This window comes from Candidatus Brocadiia bacterium, assembly GCA_041658285.1.
Lineage (GTDB): Bacteria > Planctomycetota > MHYJ01 > JACQXL01 > JACQXL01 > JBBAAP01.
Genome location: JBBAAP010000005.1, coordinates 13,630 through 35,101, shown reverse-complemented (window position 1 = coordinate 35,101; position 21,472 = coordinate 13,630). Strand labels below are relative to the sequence as shown.

The window sequence follows — 21,472 nt, the reverse complement described above, 5'->3', positions numbered from 1 at the left end:
TTAGTTGTCAGGACCGAACAAAAATGGTAGTTAAAACGCATGCAAAACAAAGGCAATACAGAAGTGGCCACCATCGCCGCCATAGCAGTGCTTCTCATACTTGTCGGCACAACCGTATCCGCCATCAGCCGGATGGAATCAGAACTTTCCAAAAGATATCTTGACCAGCTACGTGCCCGGGCGCTGGCCCAGAACGGAATGGTCTTTGCCCGGGAAAAACTCCAGTCAATCGACGTGCGGGATTTATTCCTGGAAAATGAGCGCACCTGGCAGTTTTACGGGGAAGACCTTGATGCCAACGGACGTTTGGACAAGAAAGAAGACCAAAATAACAGCGGATACCAGGATACGATCGAATGCCCGCTCAAGGACGCACTCCGGCCGTCATTCACTTCGGAAAAACTTATTTATAAAAGCAGCGGTAAATACGTCGGATATTCCGCGGAATCAACGCCCACGTATACCGGCGGCAATGATGTATATTCGCTTAAGGTGGTTGACTGCAACAGCCAGATAAACATCAACGCGGTCGATAACGGCACAAAACAGCTGCTCAATAATCTGGGCGATATCCTGGGCATCGATTCAATCAAGACGGAAGGCGGAAAAAAAGTCAAGCTGGGAACAGCCGTCTACCAGGCCCGGGCCAAGCAGAATAAATGGTTCACTACCAAGGAGGAACTCCAACAGTTCCTGCCAATCGATACGTACAACAAGATAAAAGATTATGTGACACTTTACGCCCGGGTTGACAGCAAGGTTATCAAGCCCAATTCATATCCAGCCCGGTCGGCGCAGCTGAAACCAGGGCAGGAAATATTCGCCTGGTCAGAGCTTAATCCCGGCCCGACCAAGCTTGAACCCCGCGCGCCGATTAACATTAACTCAGCGCCCAAAATCGTATTAATGGCCGTGCTGGCCAACCTGGAAAGCACATATTTGCAGCAAAACTTCAGAGGCAAAACCGGATTGATTGACGGCGGAGTTGATAAACCGGCCGAAGCTTTTACCAAAACCGCCATCGGCGTTCTGTCTCAAACGGCGCTCAAATGGCCCGAAGACCGTAAATCAATAGAGCTGATAACGGACCGTATCATCCGGGAACGCGCCAAGAAACCATTCCTGGAATGGGCCGATTTCAACAAATTTTGCGACGGGCTGACCGGCGACGGCGTCTTCGGACGGGTAGATACGCCGGAATTATCAGGACTGGCCCGGACAAAGGCAGACCTGATAAAAGCCAACGCCAACCCCAACACATTGTTTAATAAGTTTAACCCCGACCGGACGATATACCGCGAGATAGATAAATCTGATCTTGTTTCTTACACGACCGAGTTCTGTTTTGCGCCGGGCGGATGTTTCGAGATAGAATCTCTGGGAATGGTTTTCAAACCGACTAACAAGGAACGCAAATCCGATAAATTCAACGTGGCTGATACCCAGATACTGGAGTCTGAATACCTCCTAAGAAGCGTGGTTGAAATATTCAGGGTTTACCACGAAACCAACCAGAATGACTTTGCCAGAGGCGCGATTGCCAAAGCCAAGAACGAACACCCCGGCACTTACGAAAATAAAACGCTCATAACTTACCCTGAACCGCCCTCGGTTAAAACACCTTCCGACTGCGACGGTTTCATCGGGTTGAATAATATGGAATCAACAAATGACGGCCGGGAAAAAGTAACTTTCCAACACCATTTCCGCGGACTCAAGGCTAATTATGCCAAGGGCAACCCCGAAGTTATTACTTATTCCGGCCGACCGGACGACGGCAGCCTTTTTACCGCCGGCAGTATTTACCCGGACGGCATCTATTCTGAATCTAATAACTGCCCGACATATGAGGCCCAGGATAATTTTGTGGATGGCCCGGCGCACGAAAAGATTTACGGCGCCAAACGGTTCCGCGGCACGGTCTCGTTCTGGCTCAAGCCCAATTACCGCATCGAGTCAACCAAACCGCGGGTGATTTTCAGTCTGACCCGCCCCAACAAGCCGGAGCCTAACACGGAATATAATTATCAGGTCTGTCAGAACGTATTTGAGTTGTTCGCCTTTCCGTTAAATGCCAGAGTTATACCGCAATGGGCCGGACGGGTGGATGTCAAGCCGGCAGGCCAATTTATCTGGTTCTGGGAAATAGACGAATCGCTAGGCAACCAGCCGGATGAATATATCCTGGCGCATCCGATGGTTGACGCCGTGACCGAAGATGATTTTCCGGCTAAGGATCCCTTCCACAGTTGGATGCATGTCGGCATTGCCTGGGATACCCATCCAGGCAAGCAAAGACGCGAAGTTACCAGCTGCCGGCGGTGCCAAGGCACCGGCCGGATAGAATGGTACCAGTCCGGGGAACTCAATAATAAAGTCATGGGCCCGTGCCGGGACTGCAAAGGCTCAGGCGAGATACTCCGTAATTTCGGGAAGGAAGACGTTTATACTTTCTGCATCAACGGACGCGACCTGTCGCATTACGCCTACAACCAACCGGCCCTGTTCCCGCCCGAGATTATCCAGCCCATGGCCCTAGCGGCTGATAACGTTATCAGGTTCGGCGAGAAACCGGATGCAGCATTTTGGAATTCATCGGGGGATTTCACCATTGATGAGGTTACTATACAAATTAACGACAATGTTAAGGATGCCAAAACATATATTATAGACGAATATAAAAACGGACGTTACTATAGAGGCACCGGCTCGTTCATCTCGGGCGGAATAGATATCCTGCCAAAGACAAAGCGTAAAGACACACCCAAGAAGCAACGGATTATGACCAACTGGACAGTTTACTATCCGGAAAATTGGGATAAGTCCAAGCGCGGCGTGGAAGTACAGTTCCTAAACGACGACCAGGAACCGATATCGGAGGTAATGAATAACCCGCAAGGCGCGGAATTCGAGACCGGCGAACAGTCGCTTCGCTACAAAGTAAGGTTCCGCGGCAATAACGAGGAATTCAATACCCCTCTGACCGAAACTCCGTTCTTTGACGATATCAACATAATGGTCTTCAAACCATCACCAACGGTGCTGGAACAGTATATAATACCGTAATATGATGATAAACAGGATAATAATCACATTAGCATTGATAATACTTTCAGGCTGGGTCGGTTACGCCCAAGCGGACCAGCCGCAATCAATCCTATCGCCCTACATCCAGGACGACACTTTAAGTCCGACTGGAACGATTACCATCACGGGAAAAACAAATCTGTCCGTCGGCACCGCGATTAAATGCCTTATCAAAGGGAAATTAACCACAGACCGGGCCGATCAGATTAAACTACTTGAAATCATCTATACTTCGGTTTATGAAGACAACTTCTGGGCAGTCGAGATTCCGTCCGGCTATCTCAAATCCTGGGACGGGTTCGAGATAGAACTGACGGCCTCAGAACCGAAGCACGTCAAAGAGTATTACTATTTTGACATCCTCTCGCCAGATTTATCCAGGCGACGGCTGGATACGGCGCACTTCATTTGGGCTTCTTTCTCCGATGCCCTGGTATTGGACGAAGAACTTAACCAGCTTATCAGCACGATGGAGCAGGCCAAACAGAATAAACCCAAGATAGAACAGCTCATCAAAACCCCGCTGGGCATTTATAAAAGTCGAGAAGAGGCCATGGCCGGCTTGATCAAGCGCTGGGAAGCATGGGAAAAGGACTGGCACAAGAAACTTTTGGTGTTGCTGCCCGTGGTCAACGACTACAACCGCAGCCATTTGGTATTCCCTGCATCGCAGGAAAAACTCCAGCAGTATGTCAACACTATCAAGGAACAATATATCAGATACCACCAACGGTTTATCGGCCCGCTCAATGATAAGCCCGGAGATTTAATACAGTCCATCTCGCACTATTCAATTACTGATACAAACGCCTGGTACCGCAATACCGAGAATGAAAAGACTAATTTTTCCCGGGTGATAACCAAAGAACTTTCGGCAAAATTCCTCAAGGATATAACCACCTGGCTGGAACATTTTATCTGGTCCGGCACGAACCAGGACGAACAATTATTTACCCATCATGAAAAACTCCGCGCCCGGGCATCCGAGTATTTCAAACAGCTCAACGACGAGCTGGAACAATACAATAAATCCGAAACGCCTTTTATTAGACTCCAAGAAACATTGGAATTGATGACGCAAATCGGCCAATTTACCGAAAAGTCCGATGCCGATCCTGAAATGCAAAATTATATTATCAGTCTTAAGAATAAACTGGAGGTATTGTATGATGAATTACGTTAAGACCTATCAATTAGGCGCATGGTTGTGTTTACTGGCGGTTATCGTCTCGGCCGGCGCGGTCTACGGCCAGGAGGGCATAACCATCAATGCCGCCGTGCAATCCCGGACCCTGGCACAAAACCAGGTGAAATATTTCATTATCGTTGACGGCGCAGCCGGAGGCCTGCCGGCCCAGGCAGTGCTTAAAATCAACCTCTATTACGCCTTCCCGCTCAAAGATGATGACCCGGCCAACAATATTTCCATCAAAAACCGCTCCCGGATACTGGACACCAAAAGATGCCGCATCAAAGAATCCAAATACGTCATTGATTTCGGCCCCTACAACAACACCCCGCCGCCCGGAAGTTATTACATTACCGTAACCAGCGATAACCCGGAAACGGTTACCGAGCATGTCCTTAACCTGGGCGGATTCCAGGAGGCCAATGATTACAGGGAAAAAGTACTGGCTGAAATCCGCCAGCAGGCATTCCGTATCGAACCGCTTTTCAAGGATGTCAAAACATTCTTCCTGGATAATATCGCCAAACCGGTATCGGCCACATCGGAAGCGGACCAAAAAATAGCCCAACAGTGGCTGGCCCGGATAACGGCTATAACCAACGAGGTCTCCAAAACCTGCGGCGTCTATGATGAATTCAGGGTCTTCGGCGTTATTTCCACTTACAAGAACACGACCACCGGGCTGGCCGATTCGATCAAATCCCTGGCCCGGGTCCTGGTTGATGCCCTGCTCATGCCCCCGGCCGAGCGGCGAATTGACATCTTAAAAGAAAAGATTGATTCTTTCCGGGTCGGGATGGAAGAAGACCTGAGCGCTCTGGGCTGGATTAAACCTTTTAATAAAGAGCTGGTGGCCCAAACCACCAAGAATATCAGGTCGTTCCTGGACGACAAAAATGCCGTCTCTATACCGGCTCCGGTCAGCAAAGCGCTCCTGGCTCTGGGCGAGGAATTACCGCCTTCTTATTACAACACCATTTCTTTGCTGGCCGCAAACCTGGCTATCTGGGCCAAGTACAAGCCGACCGAACGGACTGATTACCTCAAAGGCGTGATACTGGATTCAGTCGAGGTTTTAGAATGCCTGCTCCACGACCACAGCCAGGAAAATGGCGAGCATAACCACGAAAAAGAAGCTGAAAAGAAATAGTAAGGAGATAAACCAAGAATTGAGTTGGTACCCCTTATTGGATGACCTTAGCAACTGGTGTTTAAGCCCTGAAGCCTCTCTGATGCTTCAGGAATTACCTTCGTTCGTTGCTTAATGGTCTCAAATGCACTTGTTCAAGTTGTTGTTTTCGGATCCCCTTTCCACGCAAGCGTTCCACCTCTTGTTAAAATAAACTCTTTGGGGAAACCCCATTGCATAGACGATATCTTAATAAGAAGAAAATCATTTTGATCTTTAACGTCCGTCACTAATACCTCATGAACTTTGAATTTTTCCTCCATATGAAGTGCCACTAATTCATCGGCAGATTCCCCTCTGCTACTGACCCAATTCTCTAATAGTTGCTTGATCACTATATTAGAATAAACGATATTTATCATTATCTGCCGCAGATACAAACAGCTTCGCAACAGAATTACTTGGGAACAGGCATATCTTCCATCTTTTTCTGACATTCATCCCTCATCTTAATCAACATAGTCACCATTTCCGTATCATACCTTTTTTCAACATCCTTCCAATTATATAAACTCAATAACTCATCACATTTATTCTTACTATTTACAAAATCACCTAAACGAAAATATCCTATAGCTATTTTCACAATAACACTTAAATCGTAATGATACAAATCATACGCTTTTAAAAGTTCTTTTAGCGCCTTTCTATATTGGTCTTTTAGCGCCGGATCCAGGGGAATTAATACGGATCCCTTGAAAGAATAATACGACCACTCATCAGAGTCTATTTTAATTGCATAATCGACACACATAATCTCCCATGTCACTAATTCCTTATCAGGATTATAATCTTTTATCGCAATACCACTAAATAAAAAACTTGCCAATACTTGTTTCTTGGTCATATTCCTCATAAAACCGAATTCAGCGCCATCTTTGTTTGCCTTATTAAGCACCGGTTCAAGAAGCGTTATATATTCCTGGTCGGTCATATTTTTCCCATTGCTTGTGGTCTCTATATTTATCCTTGTTTTACCATCATCATATCTCAGAAAAAAATGCCTCGGCAGTCGGACTCCGTAAATCGGCAGGTTAAGCCGTTCAGCCAGACAAAGATATATCATACCAACACCGCCACAATCGCCCTCCTTGGTATCTAATACTATGGGATAAAACTTATGTTTAAACTCCAGCTCCTCCAGCGATTTTACTTTTGGCATCCTAAATTTAAGGTCTTTAAAAATATAATTATTCAACACGTTAATAATTTCCTTGGGATCTGTTATGCCTTTTAATTTGGGACTGATTGTTTCGGCCATATTATCAAATCGCTGTTTCTGCAGTTCGATATTCAACCCTGGCTCAACGGCTTTGCTCAGCAATAAGGAATATTTCAAGATGTTTATTTGGTTTTCTGGCGTGTTTATAATCTCGTCAACCACCGCCCCCATATCAACTTTTTCTAGTTGCTTGGATTCATTGACTTTATAAACAGCTTGTTGGCAGGATGACACGGACAGCAGTCCGGCCAAGATGAAAATTATAATTTTAGCCTGTTTTCTAATCACCATATCGTCTTGTGTACTATTTTAGAATTTAATTCCTATTTGGACTATTGGTATAAAATCATCTGGTCGTTTAGGGTCATCATTTGTAATTATACCTAACCCAAAAGAAACATTGTCTATTTTAAAATTAGCAAATGATACTAGCGTCTTAATTAAAGCCTGTTTATCTTCAGGATCATTCGATTTAATCATGTGATCAAGTTTCTTAAGTTCCTTGGTGGCTTTACCAAATAACAAACCTACCTCAAGGGGTGAAAGATCTCTATAATCAAATAGTTCCCCATTAACTGAATCAATTAATACTGAAATGGCAGTTTCTGTAGTAGCCTTCCGTCCCTTTTTCTCAAAACTTTTAAAAGGATCTTGCCCCATCTTAGCCACATTAGAAATATCTGTACCCATTTTGCCGAGCGGTGTCCTTAAAACATTAAAGTAGTCACTTATGAACTGGTCACCATTATAATATAAATAAGCTAATTCATACACAAAAAGTTTTACTGCCAATGGTGTTTGCTGAACCTCTGTTGGTTTTGGCCCATTAACCTCTATAAAATGTTCGCCTAAATCACTCCAGCCGCGCAGTTTAGGCGGCGGAGGTATTCCCGTCCAAGGATGTTCGCCTCTTGCCAGAGTATCAGGTTTAGACAATTCCTTCATCTGCCAATCATTTAACCCGCCCATCCCGTTCCCCTTCGCTTCCAATCCCAACGGGTCTATAAAATTAGCAGGGTTACTTCTAACATACTCGTAAAGGTTCATGCCGTCAGAATACCCAATCGGGTCTCTTTGCAGGAACCGCCCCATCTCCGCCGAGTAATATCTGGCCCGATAGTAGTAAAGACCAGTTTCCATATCATATTCCCGGCCCGTAAACAGGATGTTGTTCTTAACCCGGCTCTTCTTCCGTTCCTTGCCTTTGCCGTCATAGATGGTTGCCTTGCCATAAGCGGTATATTTATACGATTCTACCACCTCGCCTTTATTGTTGCTGATATGCGTGATTGAGCCTAAAGCGTTCTCGTGATAGTAGTATTGCTTCCGGCCTTTCTGCATCATCAGGACTTCGTCTATGCCGTTGCCGTAGATATAACTCTGTTTTAACTCATTATCCGCATTATATTCTTCTATTACCCTGACACCGTCATAATAATAGTAGTTAGTGATTGATTGATTCTTGGATTTAGCTATCCGCCTGCCTAAAGCATCATAGGTATAAGAGACAACCTCGCGGGTAAATACGACTTTACCCTCAACAATAAAACTCTTGCTTGCCTTAATCAGGCGGTTGGCATAGTCATAGGCATACTGATATTCCATTTCCGCCTGCCGGGATTTGTGCTCGTTTATGCCGCAGTTATCAAGCTCGTCTTTGAGGTCGTCAGCTTTGTTGCATTCGTCGTCATCTTCATCATCGCTATCACATCGTTCGTCTTCCCAATCCTGAGCCTTGGGGAATTTACAGAACCCAAACCGTTCTTTAAGGTGCTTCATCAGCGGCTCGCGCTTTGAGGTCAGGTTGCCGTTGTGGTCGTAGGTTAAAGATTGATTATCTATCTGCATGTATTGATTCAGATTGTTAATAGCATAGGTAGTGGTTTGGTTGTCAGCTATTAAGTTATTCCAATTACCCACGCCATCCAAATTCCATGATTGAGTGGTTAACGGCGAGTTGTTAGATGCCGGTGGCTGTGTGGGGTTAGTCATATCATACTGCACCACAATCAACCTGTATAATGAGTCATAAGTATAGGCATCGCCTTTGCCGCCTTCGTGCAGACGCTTTTCATACAGCCGATTATCTTCACCGTCATAACCATAGCCAAAACCTATTATTATCTGCCGTAACTCTACTCCGGCATATTCTTTCTCTTGCCCCTTGCCTTTGCCCTTGCCTTGGTCTTTCTTATCCCTGGGCATCCAGGCTTTTATGCTTGAGTGGTTATATTCGGTTACCCGACGATTAGCATCATACGCAACGTTTAGTTTACTGCCGTTTCCGTAAGTCCGGTCTTGGATTCTAAAAGGCCCACTGTAGTTATAGGCCACAATTGTCTGTTGGCCGCTGGCTATTTGCTTGATACGGTTCAGCTCGTCCGGCACGAAGTTGATTGCCTTGCCTGAAGGATAGGTCAATCCTGTCCGGTTACCAACTTGATCGTAAGCGGATTTAACTAATTTTGCGGATAAGTTTCCGATTTGCTGTTGTTCTTCAAGAAGGCGGTTTAATGAATCATACTGCATCGCCACCGAAGAATAATCGTTCTTAGCCGAAGTCATCCGGGACAAGCCATCATAACCGAATTCTTCGTAAGAACCGCCGATAACATTTGTTCCTTTAATTATATCCTTCCGGGTTAACCTGTTTATATCATCAAAAGTCTGGGCTATCTGAGTGCCGTTGGCGTCTATGATTTGCTCTATATTATCCGCCGCGTCATAGGTGAATTTCTTGATCGTGCCATCTGGCAGAGTCTCTTCTTCCCTGCGATTGAGAACATCATACATATACGAGGTGATATTGCCGTTATCATCCTCCAGCGCCAGGAGCCGTGAGTTGTCGTCCCATTGGTATTTGGTCTTTACCTGCTTGGTAATACTTCCGCTCCCCTTGCCACCTTGTCTTAAATCTCGTATCGCTTGTATCAAGCGGTTCATCCCGTCATACGCATTAGACGCGGTGTTGCCCTCGCCGTCCATGCTGTAAACCAGGTTATTGCGGGAATCGAACGAGTAGCCGCGAATTACGCCGATTGGATTTATATTCTTGATTAACCTGTCCAGGGCATCGTATTCATTGCTCGTGGTATAGACTTGAGATGCAGGATTTGGGACTTGGGATAATTCGGTTTCCTTGGCCTCGGTTACATTAGAGTTTTCATCGTAGTTATATTCCACCTTATTGCCCAGGTGGTCGGTGCCGGATTTTACCCGTCCCAGACCGTCATAAGCCATCAGGGTTTGGTGATTATTGGCGTCCACCACACGCACGACGCGGGAATTCTTATCGAATTCATTACGGGTTGTAACCCACCCGCCGGTTGTATCAAGCCATTCCTGTATCTCATAATTGCGGTTGAGCTCGTCGTATAAATACTTCGCTTCGCTCAGTATGACGCCATCAACGCCGCGGCGTATGACGCGCGTCACATTGCCGACATCATCCAGTCCCTGCTCCATCCGATTGCCTAATGCGTCCACATAGCCGTAAACCCTGTCAAACCCGTCAATCAGGTATGTGATATTATGTCCTTTGCCATCCTGAACCCGTTCCAAATTACCGTTTAAGTCATAAAACCGCTTGACGGATGTCCATTTTGACGTGCCGTAGCCGCGGATGGTCTCTGACAGCAAATCACGCTCGTCGTAATAATTCTTTACCTGATTGCCTTCAGGCTGGGTGATTAAATCGCGGTTACCGTTTTGGTCGTAACCATACCGGGTGATAATGGATTTGGCGCTTGATACCTGCTCGGTCTTGGAAATCAGGTTGTCCAGGATATCATACCCGTAGGTCGTGGTAATCCAGGGCAGATCCGGGTCGGAATTATTGTTTTGGTCTTTATTCTCGACCTGCATCTGCTCGATATTTCCGTTGGCATCGTAGGAAAACTTGACACAATATCCCAGCCGGGAAGTAGTCTGGGTAACCTGGTTTAAGGCATTGACCGTAAACGAGGTCTTGTTGCCCTTGCCGTCGTAAATATTGGTGATGTTGCCTACCAGGTCGTATTCAAAAACGCTGGTAATTGCGGGCTTGCCGCCGCCTACCTCACGGCTGATGCGGTAGAGATAACCCTTCATCGAACCGCTGGTATAATACTCATTTATACTAACATAACCCTCTGGAGATATAGAGCGGGTTAGTTGCCCGTTTGCGTTATACCAGAATTTGGCTTCTATTATCTGCGGGTTAGTAGCCGCGGCCAGTCCTTTGGTGACAACCGGATAGGCGATTTTAACGATATTACCCTTATCCTGATTGGTGATACCATCGCCGTTCAGGTCACCCTGAGATAATTCTTCATAATCAAAATAGAACGTGGTTACCCGCCCCAAGGCGTCGGTAATGCTCTTAATCTGATTATGCCTGGGTTCGTAAGTAAAACCAGTGGTTAACGGCAAGCTGTCAGGTGTTAGTGAAACACGTTTAACCTGCAAGAGATTACCCTGTGATAAAAGGATTGGATTATTCGCATCATATACATATTCTATGCTGTTGCCTTTGGGCAGAATAGTTCTGGTACGCTCGCCCTGAGTGTTATATTCCCACTGCGTGGTGATGATGCCCTGAGCCTGGGTATAGACGTCTTCCCTGATTGCGTTGCCTAAGGAATTATGATAATAAACCTTTTTGTTACCCTTGCGGTCAATAATGGTGGTTACCAGCGTATTATCAGTATTGGTAATGTAACTAATCTGGAAAGAGTCCGTGCCATATTCCTGCGCTTCTACCCGGTCGTTTGCTCCATAGTTATTAACCACGTATGTTTGGCTCTTATGGTCGGCAAGGGTTAAGAGGTTATGATTCAGTCCGGCATCAGCAAATCCGCTGGAGTAGGTATAGTTGGCGGTATTACCGTTAGGATATTCAGCCGATGACGGCGTGGTTACGCTTGTCAAATCAGAATTATCATCTATGGTATATATAACCTTACGGCCCATAAAATCCTCTATCTCGCTTATTCTGCTCTTATTTCCCCAGCGGACAATAATAGACCGATTCAAAGTGTCGGTGATTTGGGTAAGCTGGTCCTGAGCGTTATAGCCGCAGGTAATCCGGTTACCGTTCCTGTCCGTAATAGATGCCAGCTGAAAAAGGTTAGCAGTCAAAGCAGCCTGATTAAAGAGTTTAACCGTGCCGTCACGTTCTAAGAGTTTAAATGAGTTGTCCGGCAGTTTTTCCAATGCAACATAAAATCCGGTCGGCGCGGTATACGAACCATCAGGCTGGATAGTGAATTCATCTCGGCGGCTTGAACCGTTGAAATAAAGAACCTTGTTATCAACCGTATTTTCCAATAAACGCTCATTATAGTTGAAGTCCCAGCCATAACCCAGAGGGCCTTTAAACATTATCTGACTGCGATATGTGCGGATAAAACTAAAAGGTATCCCCTGCCCCGGAATGGTCAGGTCGGTAGTGGTTGAGTTTATCTCGCCGTTATGGCTAAAAAGAGGTTCGCAAACAGGATTAGGATTATTAATCGGTGGTTGATCAACCAGAACTATAATTACCGTATCATAATATCTGATATTAATAGTTTTTGTATTGGGTGATTCCGTATTACCGGCATTATCTATCGCATAATAGGTTATTACGAATGTCCCTGGGCTATTAATAGATATTGCCGCAGAACCTCCGAGCACTGTGTTATCGCCTGTGTTATTAATATTATAGTGCAACTCCTTCACGCCGGAAGGATTCGGCTCAGGGTCGGTCGCGGTCAGAGTCACGGTTACATCATCGTCATTCAAGCCGTTAACCGGCTCAGGGCTGATAACAGCATTAGTTACCGGACGAGTGTTATCGAGTTTTTTCTTGCCGATGGTCAGAATAAGATTGGGAGTTGTTTGGGTAAACCATATGTCTCCTTTTCGTTCAAAACCGTAATAAGGCGGCCACCAAACAGGAACCCAAGTTAAACTATCAGGGTTTATAGACTGCTGGAGGTTAAAAATCGCTGAATTATTCTGTGCCGAGATGGCAAAAGATGTCCCTTTAATGGTGGCAGTGATCACTTCTTCATCCTGCGCCAAGGAACCCACTTCAAAGGTAAATGCGGTATTCCGCTTGTTTGTATTACGTGCCCAAGACGCCTCTTTCCCTTCAGGTGATTTATATGTCCGCACCTCGTAATATGAATCCCGGAAATCATACCTATAAGAGCCAGGCACAGAAAACATATAGGTTGCGGTTGAGGTAATATTTGCAAGAACATCGCAACTGGTTGTTATTCTCTCCCAGTAATGATTACCAGTAATATAATCCCATACCATTGTATCCAATCCAGTAGTTCTGCCTTGATGCTGTATGGTATCCTTAACCTCGCTACCCAACAACTTATCCCAACTTTCCCCTTCGCTATTAGAATATGTCGTTATTTTGGTGATTCTGGTTGGCCCCCAATAAGAGGCACTTACTTCCACATAACGGATTCCCTCCTCCGCCCATAGATTTGTCCCAACCAACGAAGAAAATGCAACCGTCAGGAATAGAAAGGCCTTAGATACCCATATATAAATATTTTTAGACTTTATCATAATACCCCTTTCTTTAAGATTTTAAACTACTCATAGCTACGAAACTGCTGTCTTGAAATATTATGTTGTAATGATAAGTGCTGTTAATCGATAGCTGCATATTTTAATTTGGGAGTAAAGATAGCACTGGGTGGATTCCTGTCAAGAAATTACATTGTTTTCCGGTGATTTTATTTACTCCACCACATCACTTAAACTGTTCAACGTCAGCGCATTTGAGACAGGAAAATACTATTATTGATGCTTTAAGAAATACCGCCTTTAGCACAACTTCTTTTTGATTTTTCCGCCTTGAGTTGCTTATCCTCCCATTCTTTCAAGACCGAGGAAAAGCCATTAAGGTTAGCGCAAATTTGCCGGTATTCTTCTTCTGAAATGGGTCTGCCATATAATTTTGACCATTCTTCTATAGCCTGTTTTTATTCATTGTTTTGTCAAACCCGGTCTTTTGTTGCCTTAAAATAGGCATAAGGTATAACCCATTAGATTAGCAGCCAATCATTTTTAGAAGATGTAAGGAGGATGGAATGAATAAAACAACTGCAAAAATGCCGTATGAATACCGACAGGAATTTATACTAAGAAATCACAAAATTAAGTTATTATTAGAAGAACATGATTCCGTCAAAAGCAAAATAGACCAGTTGGATAAAGAAAAACCTATATGGCCTCTAACATCGGCAGGAGAATCGTCTCTATGGTTACAATATCATAATGAAGCCAGCGAGATATGGGCTAAATTAATAGAGGAATGTGGTGGCGAATTCCCCTGGTCAGTATTTAATAAATCTAATAGAGAAGATATACCCAAATTATTTGACAGGCTTATTGAAGAGCAAAAAAGAAATTATACAGATGACAGAGAGAAAATCATGGGAAAATTAGCTCCTTATGTAGATGAAACTACTTACGGACGAAGCGCTTTAATTGGCATGGGTTTTGGCAGCAAAGGGGAAACTCCCAGAAAAGTGTTAGAGTCTTTCAGACTTAAATTAGTTATGTTTGAAAGGGCTCTAAAAACAAATGATAATCCGGCGTTAAGGAAAGATATAGATTATTTTTTTAAGCATTACTGGTCTTTTACACTAAAAAATAATTGGGTTGCAATTAACGTTGATATAACACAATCAAGTAACATAATTTTGGCTGAAATTAAAGATGCAATAAAGGGGATGAAGGAGCTTAGGAAAATTGTTTTGAGGTTTATTAAAAATAATCCTAAAATAAACCGGCGACTAAAAAAATATGGGATTATAAATGATGTTATTAAAGCAAGTCGAATGCATATAAAAAAATATGATAATTATTTGCGTGTATACGACCTCAGATTCCAAAAGAAATCATTCAAGGAAATAGGTACAATTATTTATCCTAGCAAGCCGGCAGTTCAATCTGAAAATCTTGTTAAAAAGGAATTTGCCAGGGCTTACGAGCTTATTTACAGAAAAAAATATGTAGCTAGGTCTATGCCAAAAATGACAAGGAGCGATTTAATCAAGGAGTGTAATCATTGCCCGGAGCAAAAAAATTGCAAGGAATTGTGCCCTCAAGTTGCGGTGTACATTGACCAAGATAAAGTTTCTCAAAAACATCTTATTGTAGGCATCAGCCCAGAAAATCAAATTAAAACAGGAAGAATGCATGATAAAATACAACGTCTGCGTAGAAGAGACAAGAATAAATATGATGAAGAATAAAATTTCAGGATAATACCGTATAAAACCCATTACGAAAATAAGATACTTGCTTATTTTCACTTTTACTAGGGTATAAGCGTGATAGAAAGGCGCTTATACCCTTTTTTTATTTATGGCGGAATATTCAAAAGAGTTTTTGGAGAAGACCATTAAGGTCTGGCAACCTTACAGCGCGGCTCCGTTGTCTTTGGAAGACGCAAGAGAGATTGCCGAGAATATGCTCGGCCTATGCGCTCTTTTGTCTGAACTGGAAAAGAAATATGGCGAAGAAGAAAAACTATAACACTAGTCTAATTAAAACAACATTAAGTTATTCTACTAATGAAATAGCAGAGCTTTTTAATATCCATAAAAGAACAGTCCAGCTATGGTATGATGAAGGGCTTCCTCGTATAGATGACCGAAAACCATATCTCGTATTAGGTGAGATATTAAAAGAGTTCATAAAAGACCGCCAACATAAACGAAAAAAACAATGCAAACCAGATGAACTTTACTGCTGTAAATGCAGGGAGCCTCGTCAAAGCCTGAATAATTTCGTTAATATAAGATTTTTGAATGAAAAACGGCTTTTGATTATGGGTAAATGTTGCCAGTGCAATACGAAATTAAACAGGGTATCATCTACCGATAAATTAGATGAAATCGGGAAAATCTTTGAAATACAAACGATACTTAATCAAGACTTAATAGGGTTTAATTCTTCTATCGTAAATACTGACAAGAAAGGGGTCAATTTAACATGATTAAGTGTAATTCTAATAATGAACGCATTAAACGGCTTTATTATGAGTGGCAAAGGGAAGCAAATCAGAGGGGTTCAGCCACAATAGATAATATGAGAAAGGCGTTAACAAGATACGAATTCTATACTAAATATCAGGATTTTAAAACATTTAATAAGCATAAAGCAGTTGGCTTTAAAAAAGACCTTATTCAAACAAGAACAAAATTAAGGAATAATCTCAGTAAATCAACGGTTTTATCAACGCTGAATAATCTGAAGGATTTTTTCAGGTGGTTAATCTTGCAAAACGGATATAAACGGCTTGATGTCCGAGAGATTGAATATTTTAACCTATCTGGGAAGGAGAGCCGGATTGCTCAGGCGAAAAAACGCCCAAAAGTGCCTACGATTGAACAAATCGGGAAGGTCATTAGTTTAATGCCTTTAGATACAGAGATTGGCCGTAGAAACAGGACTATAATCGCCTTTACTCTATTAACTGGCATGAGAGATAGCGCAATTGCTTCATTAAAACTAAAGCATATTAAACTCAGTGAGGAACTTGTAGAGCAGTTATCGGCAGAGGTAAACACCAAGAATAGCAAGACCATCTATACCTATTTTTTTCCTGTTGGAGATGATATTAAGAAAATAGTGATTGATTGGGTTGATTACCTTTATAAAACTAAGCTGTTTGGCGAGGATGCTCCCTTGTTCCCTCGAACAAAATTAGTTTTAGACAAAAATAATGCTTTTACGGCTGATGGAGTTGAGCCCATCCATTGGAAAACAGCTAATAAGATAAGAAACATTTTCAAAGAAGCGTTTAAAAATGCTGGAATCGAGTATTTTAACCCGCACTCTTTTAGAAATACTTTAGTTAGATTAGGCGAGCAGATATGCAAGACACCAGAAGAATTTAAGGCTTGGAGCCAGAATTTAGGGCATGAGCAGGTTTTAACGACATTTAATAGTTATGGCCAGATTGATGAATACAGACAAGGTGAGATAATAAGGAATATTCCTCTTAATAGAGACAACAAAAAAGATGATATTTTAAACAGACTTGAAAACCTATTAAATAAAAATGAACAAAAAGCTTGACTTATGGATATAATGTTATAATTTGTTATATATGGATTTAATAGAAAGACTAGAAACATATCGTTTAGAACGCAAGATATCCCAACAGGCATTGGCAAAAAAACTGGGGGTATCGTTTGCTACGGTTAACCGCTGGTTAAACGTAAAAACAAAACCTAATAAAATACAGAGTTATCATATAGAGAAATTAATGAAAGAAAAAAAATAATATGTCCCACACAGACCCGAAAGACAATCAAATATTAAAACTCCAAAAAGAAAATGAAAGGCTAAAAAAACAGCTGACTAAATTTTCGAAAGAAATATATGGCTTATTTTGGTTTGACGTGCCAGAGGCTTTTGAAGATGATATTGAAAATAAGCTTCCGATTTTAGAAGAAGTGCCAAAATTAGCCATAAAAAGTAAGGATGATAAACCTACCCATATTTTAATTGATGGTGATAATTATCACGTCCTAACTTGCCTGAACTATACGCATAAAGGAAAAATAGATGTTATATACATTGACCCGCCTTATAATACTGGTTCTGATGGCTTTAAATATAAAGATAAAAGAATTTTAGACAAATACCCTGATGGCACAGAAGTGCCTATTGACCATCCATTAAGACACAGCTATTGGCTTTCTTTTATTAGGAAAAGACTTGAGTTATCTAAAACATTACTTTCGAAAGATGGTTTCTTGTCAGTTTCAATTGATGATAATGAATATGCTCAACTTAAATTATTGCTTGACTCGATTTTTCAAGAAAATGTAAAAACTATAGTCGTTAAAATGAGCGAAGCTTCTGGACTAAAAATGGCTTCAATAAAAAAAGCTGGGAGCATTCCAAAATATAAAGAGTATTTACTGATTGCTAAGCCATTTGGAGTTAAGAATTTATCTTTCGAACCGATTGCCAAAGAGAAATGGGATAATGAATATAATATTTTTATAGACAATTTTTCAAAAGAAAAAAGAGATATAATAGCTGAAATATCAACTAAAGTTAATATTATTGATGCTGACATTAAGATGGTTGACAAAATTTTAGCAGAAATAGAACTAAAAACTCTATCAGCTAAAATAGATGAAATTGGAATAAAAAATAAGAAAGAAGTTGAATTTTGGCGTCTTCAAAATGCTTGGCGTATTTGTAGAACTGCCGCAGGAGATTCCGTAAAACAATTAGCCGACAAAAAAAGGAGAACAGTAAAACAAACTATCTTCTCAGTTATTTCAAAACGAGATAAAGTATTATATATAGTAAAAGCCGATTATCCTGAAAATAGTAAAAAACCTCGTGTTCAAATACTTTTTGCTGATGACTATCTTAATGTTCACCCTGGTGATTTATGGACAGATATTAAAACTACGGGATTAGAAGCTGAGGGTGGTATTGATTTTAAGAACGGTAAAAAACCTCTTCAGTTATTAAAAAGAATAATTGCCGCCAACAAAAATAAGAATGCTATCATATTGGATTTTTTTGCTGGTTCAGGAACAACTGGTGAAGCTGTTATGGAATTAAATGAAATAGATAAAGGTCGAAGACAGTTTATTTTAGTAAATAACAATGATGAGGTTATAAATGGCAACAGGCACAGAATAATGACTGACGTATGTTATCCTCGAATTAAGAATGTTATTAATGGTTACAATAACAAGAAGGCTTTGGGCAATTCAATAAAATACTACAAAACAAATTTTGTCGGTAAAAACAATATTCTTAGTGCTAATGATAAAGACAAAATAGAGTTAGCTTATAACGCTGGTGCAATGCTTGCAATTGCCGAAAATACACTTGAAGAAGTTGAAAAAAATGGATACTACCAATTATTCGAAAACGAAGAGCGATATACAGCAGTATATTTTAGGGAGGAACTTGATAAATTTGATTTCTTTGTAACAAAGGTAAGTGAACTTAAAAAACCGGTTGTGATATATGTTTTTAGTTGGGAGAAAGAACTTGAATTTAGCGAGTTTGAGAATAATAAAAACATAGCTGTAAAAACGATACCTCAACCAATTTTAGAAATATATAAACAAATATATAACCTTACTTAAATATGCCAACTTATAATCCGTTAAAATTTCAAAAAATAGCGATTGACATCTTAAATGAAGCATTCTTGAGGCTTTGTAAAAAAACAGAAAGGCAACTCCCTCTCGTTTTTAAATCGCCTACTGGAAGCGGCAAAACCCTAACAATCGCCCATTTTATTCGAGGGCTTAACCATTTACCACAATGGAACGAAGATAAGGCTTTTATTTGGATTACTTTTAGCGACGATTTGGCAATGCAGAGTAAAGATAAATTTAAAGAATATTTTGAAAATAACTTAGAGAATAATCTTCTAACCGTAAATGACATAAACAGAGGTAAGCTTTACGGGAACGACATTTTATTCCTGAATTGGCAAAAAATTGTTTCAAAATCAGCGGAAAGCAGAGTTTTAAGAAGGCCAGACGAAGACGATATGCACGATATGCACAAAGAAAGCGGAAGTTATTTTGAGGATGTTATTGATGGCACAAAAGAAGACAAAAGGGAAATTATTTTAGTAGTAGATGAGGCACATGCTTATAAGGGAACAGAATTAGCACAAAACATTATTGATTATATTGACCCTAAAATCATTGTTCATATTACCGCTACGCCATCAGATAAAGATGTTGTCAATGCGGCTACTCTTGAAAGTTTTGTGCAAGTAGATAGACAAGGAGTTGTTAAGGAAGGATTAATTAAAGAAAAAATAATCGTTCAGACAGAAGAAGACTTACTGAAGTTAAAGGGCAAGGATTTAGATAAGGGGCTTTTACAGTTAGGGATAAAAAAACGAGAGCAAATTAAAAAAGAGCTGAAAGTTTTAGGTAAAAATATAAATCCACTAATGTTAATTCAGTTACCCAACGATGATAAGGAGCTTATTACCATCGGTGATCAAACAAAAGAAGAGGTGGTTTGCCAGTATTTAACCGAACAAGGTATAAAAAGACCACAGATTGCCAAATGGTTTGATGGCAAAAAAGAAAATTTAGATTTCATTTCTGATAACGATAATGACGTCGATTTTATGCTATTTAAAGAAGCGGCTGGAACTGGCTGGGATTGCCCACGCGCTTGCGTTTTAGTGATGTTTAGAGAAATAAAATCAGATAAATTCTACACCCAAACGGTTGGCAGGATTTTAAGAATGCCGGAGCCAAACTTAAAGGAAGATTATAAAAATAATCCTAATTTAAGAATCGGGTATTTGTTTACGAATTACCGCAGGAATCAGGTGCAAATACCAGACCAGTCAAGTAATAACAAGCCTTATACTCAGCACGCATATATAAGGGAAAATATAAAAAATATTAAATTGGAATCTGCTTATATATCTCGCATTGATTATGGCGATATCCCAGCGTCTTTTAAATTTCAGGAAAGTTTTAGTAATTCTATGAATAAATCTTTTGGTATTACAAAAGATGATATTTTAGGAAGAGCAAGAAAGAAATTAGAAAAAGCAGGGGTTGATTTAGATGACAAATTAACCAACTTTATTATTGCCAATGCTAAGTTTGAAGATTTTGACCAATTAGCTTTTGACTTTAGGAAAAAGGGTATTGATGTAGAATTAGAAATGTCCACCAACGATGTGGAGAAAACCTTTAACTATCTTTGCTATCAACTTCTAAAAGAACAAACAGATGAGGAAGCAAAATATACAAATATTGCCCGTTCTTGGAGTGTATTAAAATCGGCTATTAGAATATGGTTTAAATCAGCTTTAAATGATGACAGTAATTACTACTACCGTATTTTTGTGAAAGACATCCTAAAAGGGGCAAGTAGTAAATTCAGACCAGAAATAACTAAATCTTTAATTGACTTTAAACCAATTGCACAGCAGATATTGAAAGAAAAGAAGAAACGACAAGAAGAAAAAGAGACACCTATTTTTGAAGTTAAAGAAAGGTATGATTTTACTGATGATTACGAAGAAGTATCCCAGAAACTTTATGTATTAGATAAGTTGTTTGTTCTAAAATCTTATAAAGGCAAGGAGAACGAAATAAACTTTATAAATTATTTTGATGAAAAGAGCAAACACATTGACTGGTGGTTTAAAAATGGAAATCAGGGCAAAGACTATTTTGCGATAAAATATTTCAACAATATAGATAACAAAGATGATTTATTCTACCCTGACTGGATTATCCGTTTTAAGAGTGGTAAAATAGGTATTTTTGACACTAAAAAGGGGCAAACAGCTACTGAGCAAGAAACCAAAGATAAGGCAAAGTATTTAGCTATCAAACTAAAAGAATTAAGTAAGAATCATATAGGAGGAATTGCAGTTTTTGAAAATGGGGTTTGGTATTATAATGACTCGGAAGATTACTTGTATCAAAAGGGTAAAATAAGCCAAGATAAAAATTGGAAGCCATTTGAGGATTTATTTAAAGATAAAAAATGAACTCCGCTTTATTATACGTTAGGGTATCAAGCAAAGAGCAAGAAAGGGAAGGCTATTCCCTTGACGCTCAAGAGAAACTGGGCGATGAATACGCACGCCGGAATAGTCTTAATATCATAAAACGCTGGAAAGTCTCAGAGTCCGCCTGGAAAGATGAACGAGACGCTTTTAACGAGATGCTGGATTACGCTAAAAGGCATGAAGATGTAAAACACATCATTTTTGACGTTACGGATAGGATGACCCGTAACGATATGGATA

Annotated in this window: 13 protein-coding genes; 10 read left to right on the top strand and 3 right to left on the bottom strand. The window is 41.0% G+C overall.

Going from position 1 to position 21,472, the window contains the following annotated elements; translation table 11 throughout:
• The first annotated feature begins 39 nt into the window (after positions 1-39).
• Genes WC980_06455 through WC980_06445 form a run of 3 tightly spaced genes read left to right on the top strand, consistent with a single transcriptional unit; the run spans position 40 to position 5,426 of the window.
• Positions 40-3,066: a hypothetical protein gene (locus tag WC980_06455; GenBank protein ID MFA5794688.1), complete on the top strand. Its 3,027-nt coding sequence runs from the start codon at positions 40-42 to the stop codon at positions 3,064-3,066.
• 1 nt (position 3,067) lies between these two features.
• Complete coding sequence (locus WC980_06450) at positions 3,068-4,270, top strand: hypothetical protein (GenBank protein MFA5794687.1); 1,203 nt, start codon at positions 3,068-3,070, stop codon at positions 4,268-4,270.
• Positions 4,254-5,426: a hypothetical protein gene (locus WC980_06445; GenBank protein ID MFA5794686.1), complete on the top strand. Its 1,173-nt coding sequence runs from the start codon at positions 4,254-4,256 to the stop codon at positions 5,424-5,426. The genes WC980_06450 and WC980_06445 overlap by 17 nt, the downstream gene beginning before the upstream one ends.
• A 134-nt stretch (positions 5,427-5,560) precedes the next feature.
• Here WC980_06445 and WC980_06440 read toward each other — a convergent pair whose 3' ends face one another.
• Genes WC980_06440 through WC980_06430 form a run of 3 tightly spaced genes read right to left on the bottom strand, consistent with a single transcriptional unit; the run spans position 5,561 to position 12,879 of the window.
• Positions 5,561-5,902, bottom strand: a complete 342-nt coding sequence (locus WC980_06440) for a hypothetical protein (GenBank protein ID MFA5794685.1) — start codon at positions 5,900-5,902, stop codon at positions 5,561-5,563.
• Positions 5,863-6,978, bottom strand: a complete 1,116-nt coding sequence (locus WC980_06435) for a transglutaminase family protein (GenBank protein ID MFA5794684.1) — start codon at positions 6,976-6,978, stop codon at positions 5,863-5,865. Before WC980_06435 ends, WC980_06440 begins: the two co-directional genes overlap by 40 nt.
• 18 nt (positions 6,979-6,996) lie before the next feature.
• A complete protein-coding gene (locus WC980_06430) occupies positions 6,997-12,879 on the bottom strand; it encodes an RHS repeat-associated core domain-containing protein (GenBank protein ID MFA5794683.1) in 5,883 nt (1,960 codons plus the stop codon).
• Positions 12,880-13,763: 884 nt separating this feature from the next.
• On the opposite strand from WC980_06430, the gene WC980_06425 reads away from it, so the two are divergent.
• The 7 genes from WC980_06425 to WC980_06395 all read left to right on the top strand — a co-directional run bounded on the left by WC980_06425 (position 13,764) and on the right by WC980_06395 (position 21,211).
• On the top strand, positions 13,764-14,933 hold the full coding sequence (locus tag WC980_06425; GenBank protein ID MFA5794682.1) for a hypothetical protein: 1,170 nt from the start codon (positions 13,764-13,766) through the stop codon (positions 14,931-14,933).
• 112 nt (positions 14,934-15,045) lie between these two features.
• Complete coding sequence (locus WC980_06420; protein MFA5794681.1) at positions 15,046-15,216, top strand: hypothetical protein; 171 nt, start codon at positions 15,046-15,048, stop codon at positions 15,214-15,216.
• Positions 15,194-15,679 carry a helix-turn-helix domain-containing protein gene (locus WC980_06415; protein ID MFA5794680.1) on the top strand — a complete coding sequence of 162 codons (486 nt, stop codon included), beginning with the start codon at positions 15,194-15,196 and terminating at the stop codon, positions 15,677-15,679. Before WC980_06420 ends, WC980_06415 begins: the two co-directional genes overlap by 23 nt.
• Positions 15,676-16,764, top strand: a complete 1,089-nt coding sequence (locus WC980_06410) for a site-specific integrase (protein MFA5794679.1) — start codon at positions 15,676-15,678, stop codon at positions 16,762-16,764. Before WC980_06415 ends, WC980_06410 begins: the two co-directional genes overlap by 4 nt.
• Positions 16,765-16,795: 31 nt before the next feature.
• Positions 16,796-16,972, top strand: a complete 177-nt coding sequence (locus tag WC980_06405) for a helix-turn-helix transcriptional regulator (protein ID MFA5794678.1) — start codon at positions 16,796-16,798, stop codon at positions 16,970-16,972.
• A gap of 1 nt (position 16,973) precedes the next feature.
• Positions 16,974-18,812, top strand: coding sequence for a site-specific DNA-methyltransferase (locus WC980_06400; protein ID MFA5794677.1), 1,839 nt, complete (start codon positions 16,974-16,976; stop codon positions 18,810-18,812).
• A 2-nt stretch (positions 18,813-18,814) separates the two neighbouring features.
• Complete coding sequence (locus WC980_06395) at positions 18,815-21,211, top strand: DEAD/DEAH box helicase family protein (GenBank protein MFA5794676.1); 2,397 nt, start codon at positions 18,815-18,817, stop codon at positions 21,209-21,211.
• Positions 21,212-21,472 lie beyond the last annotated feature (261 nt).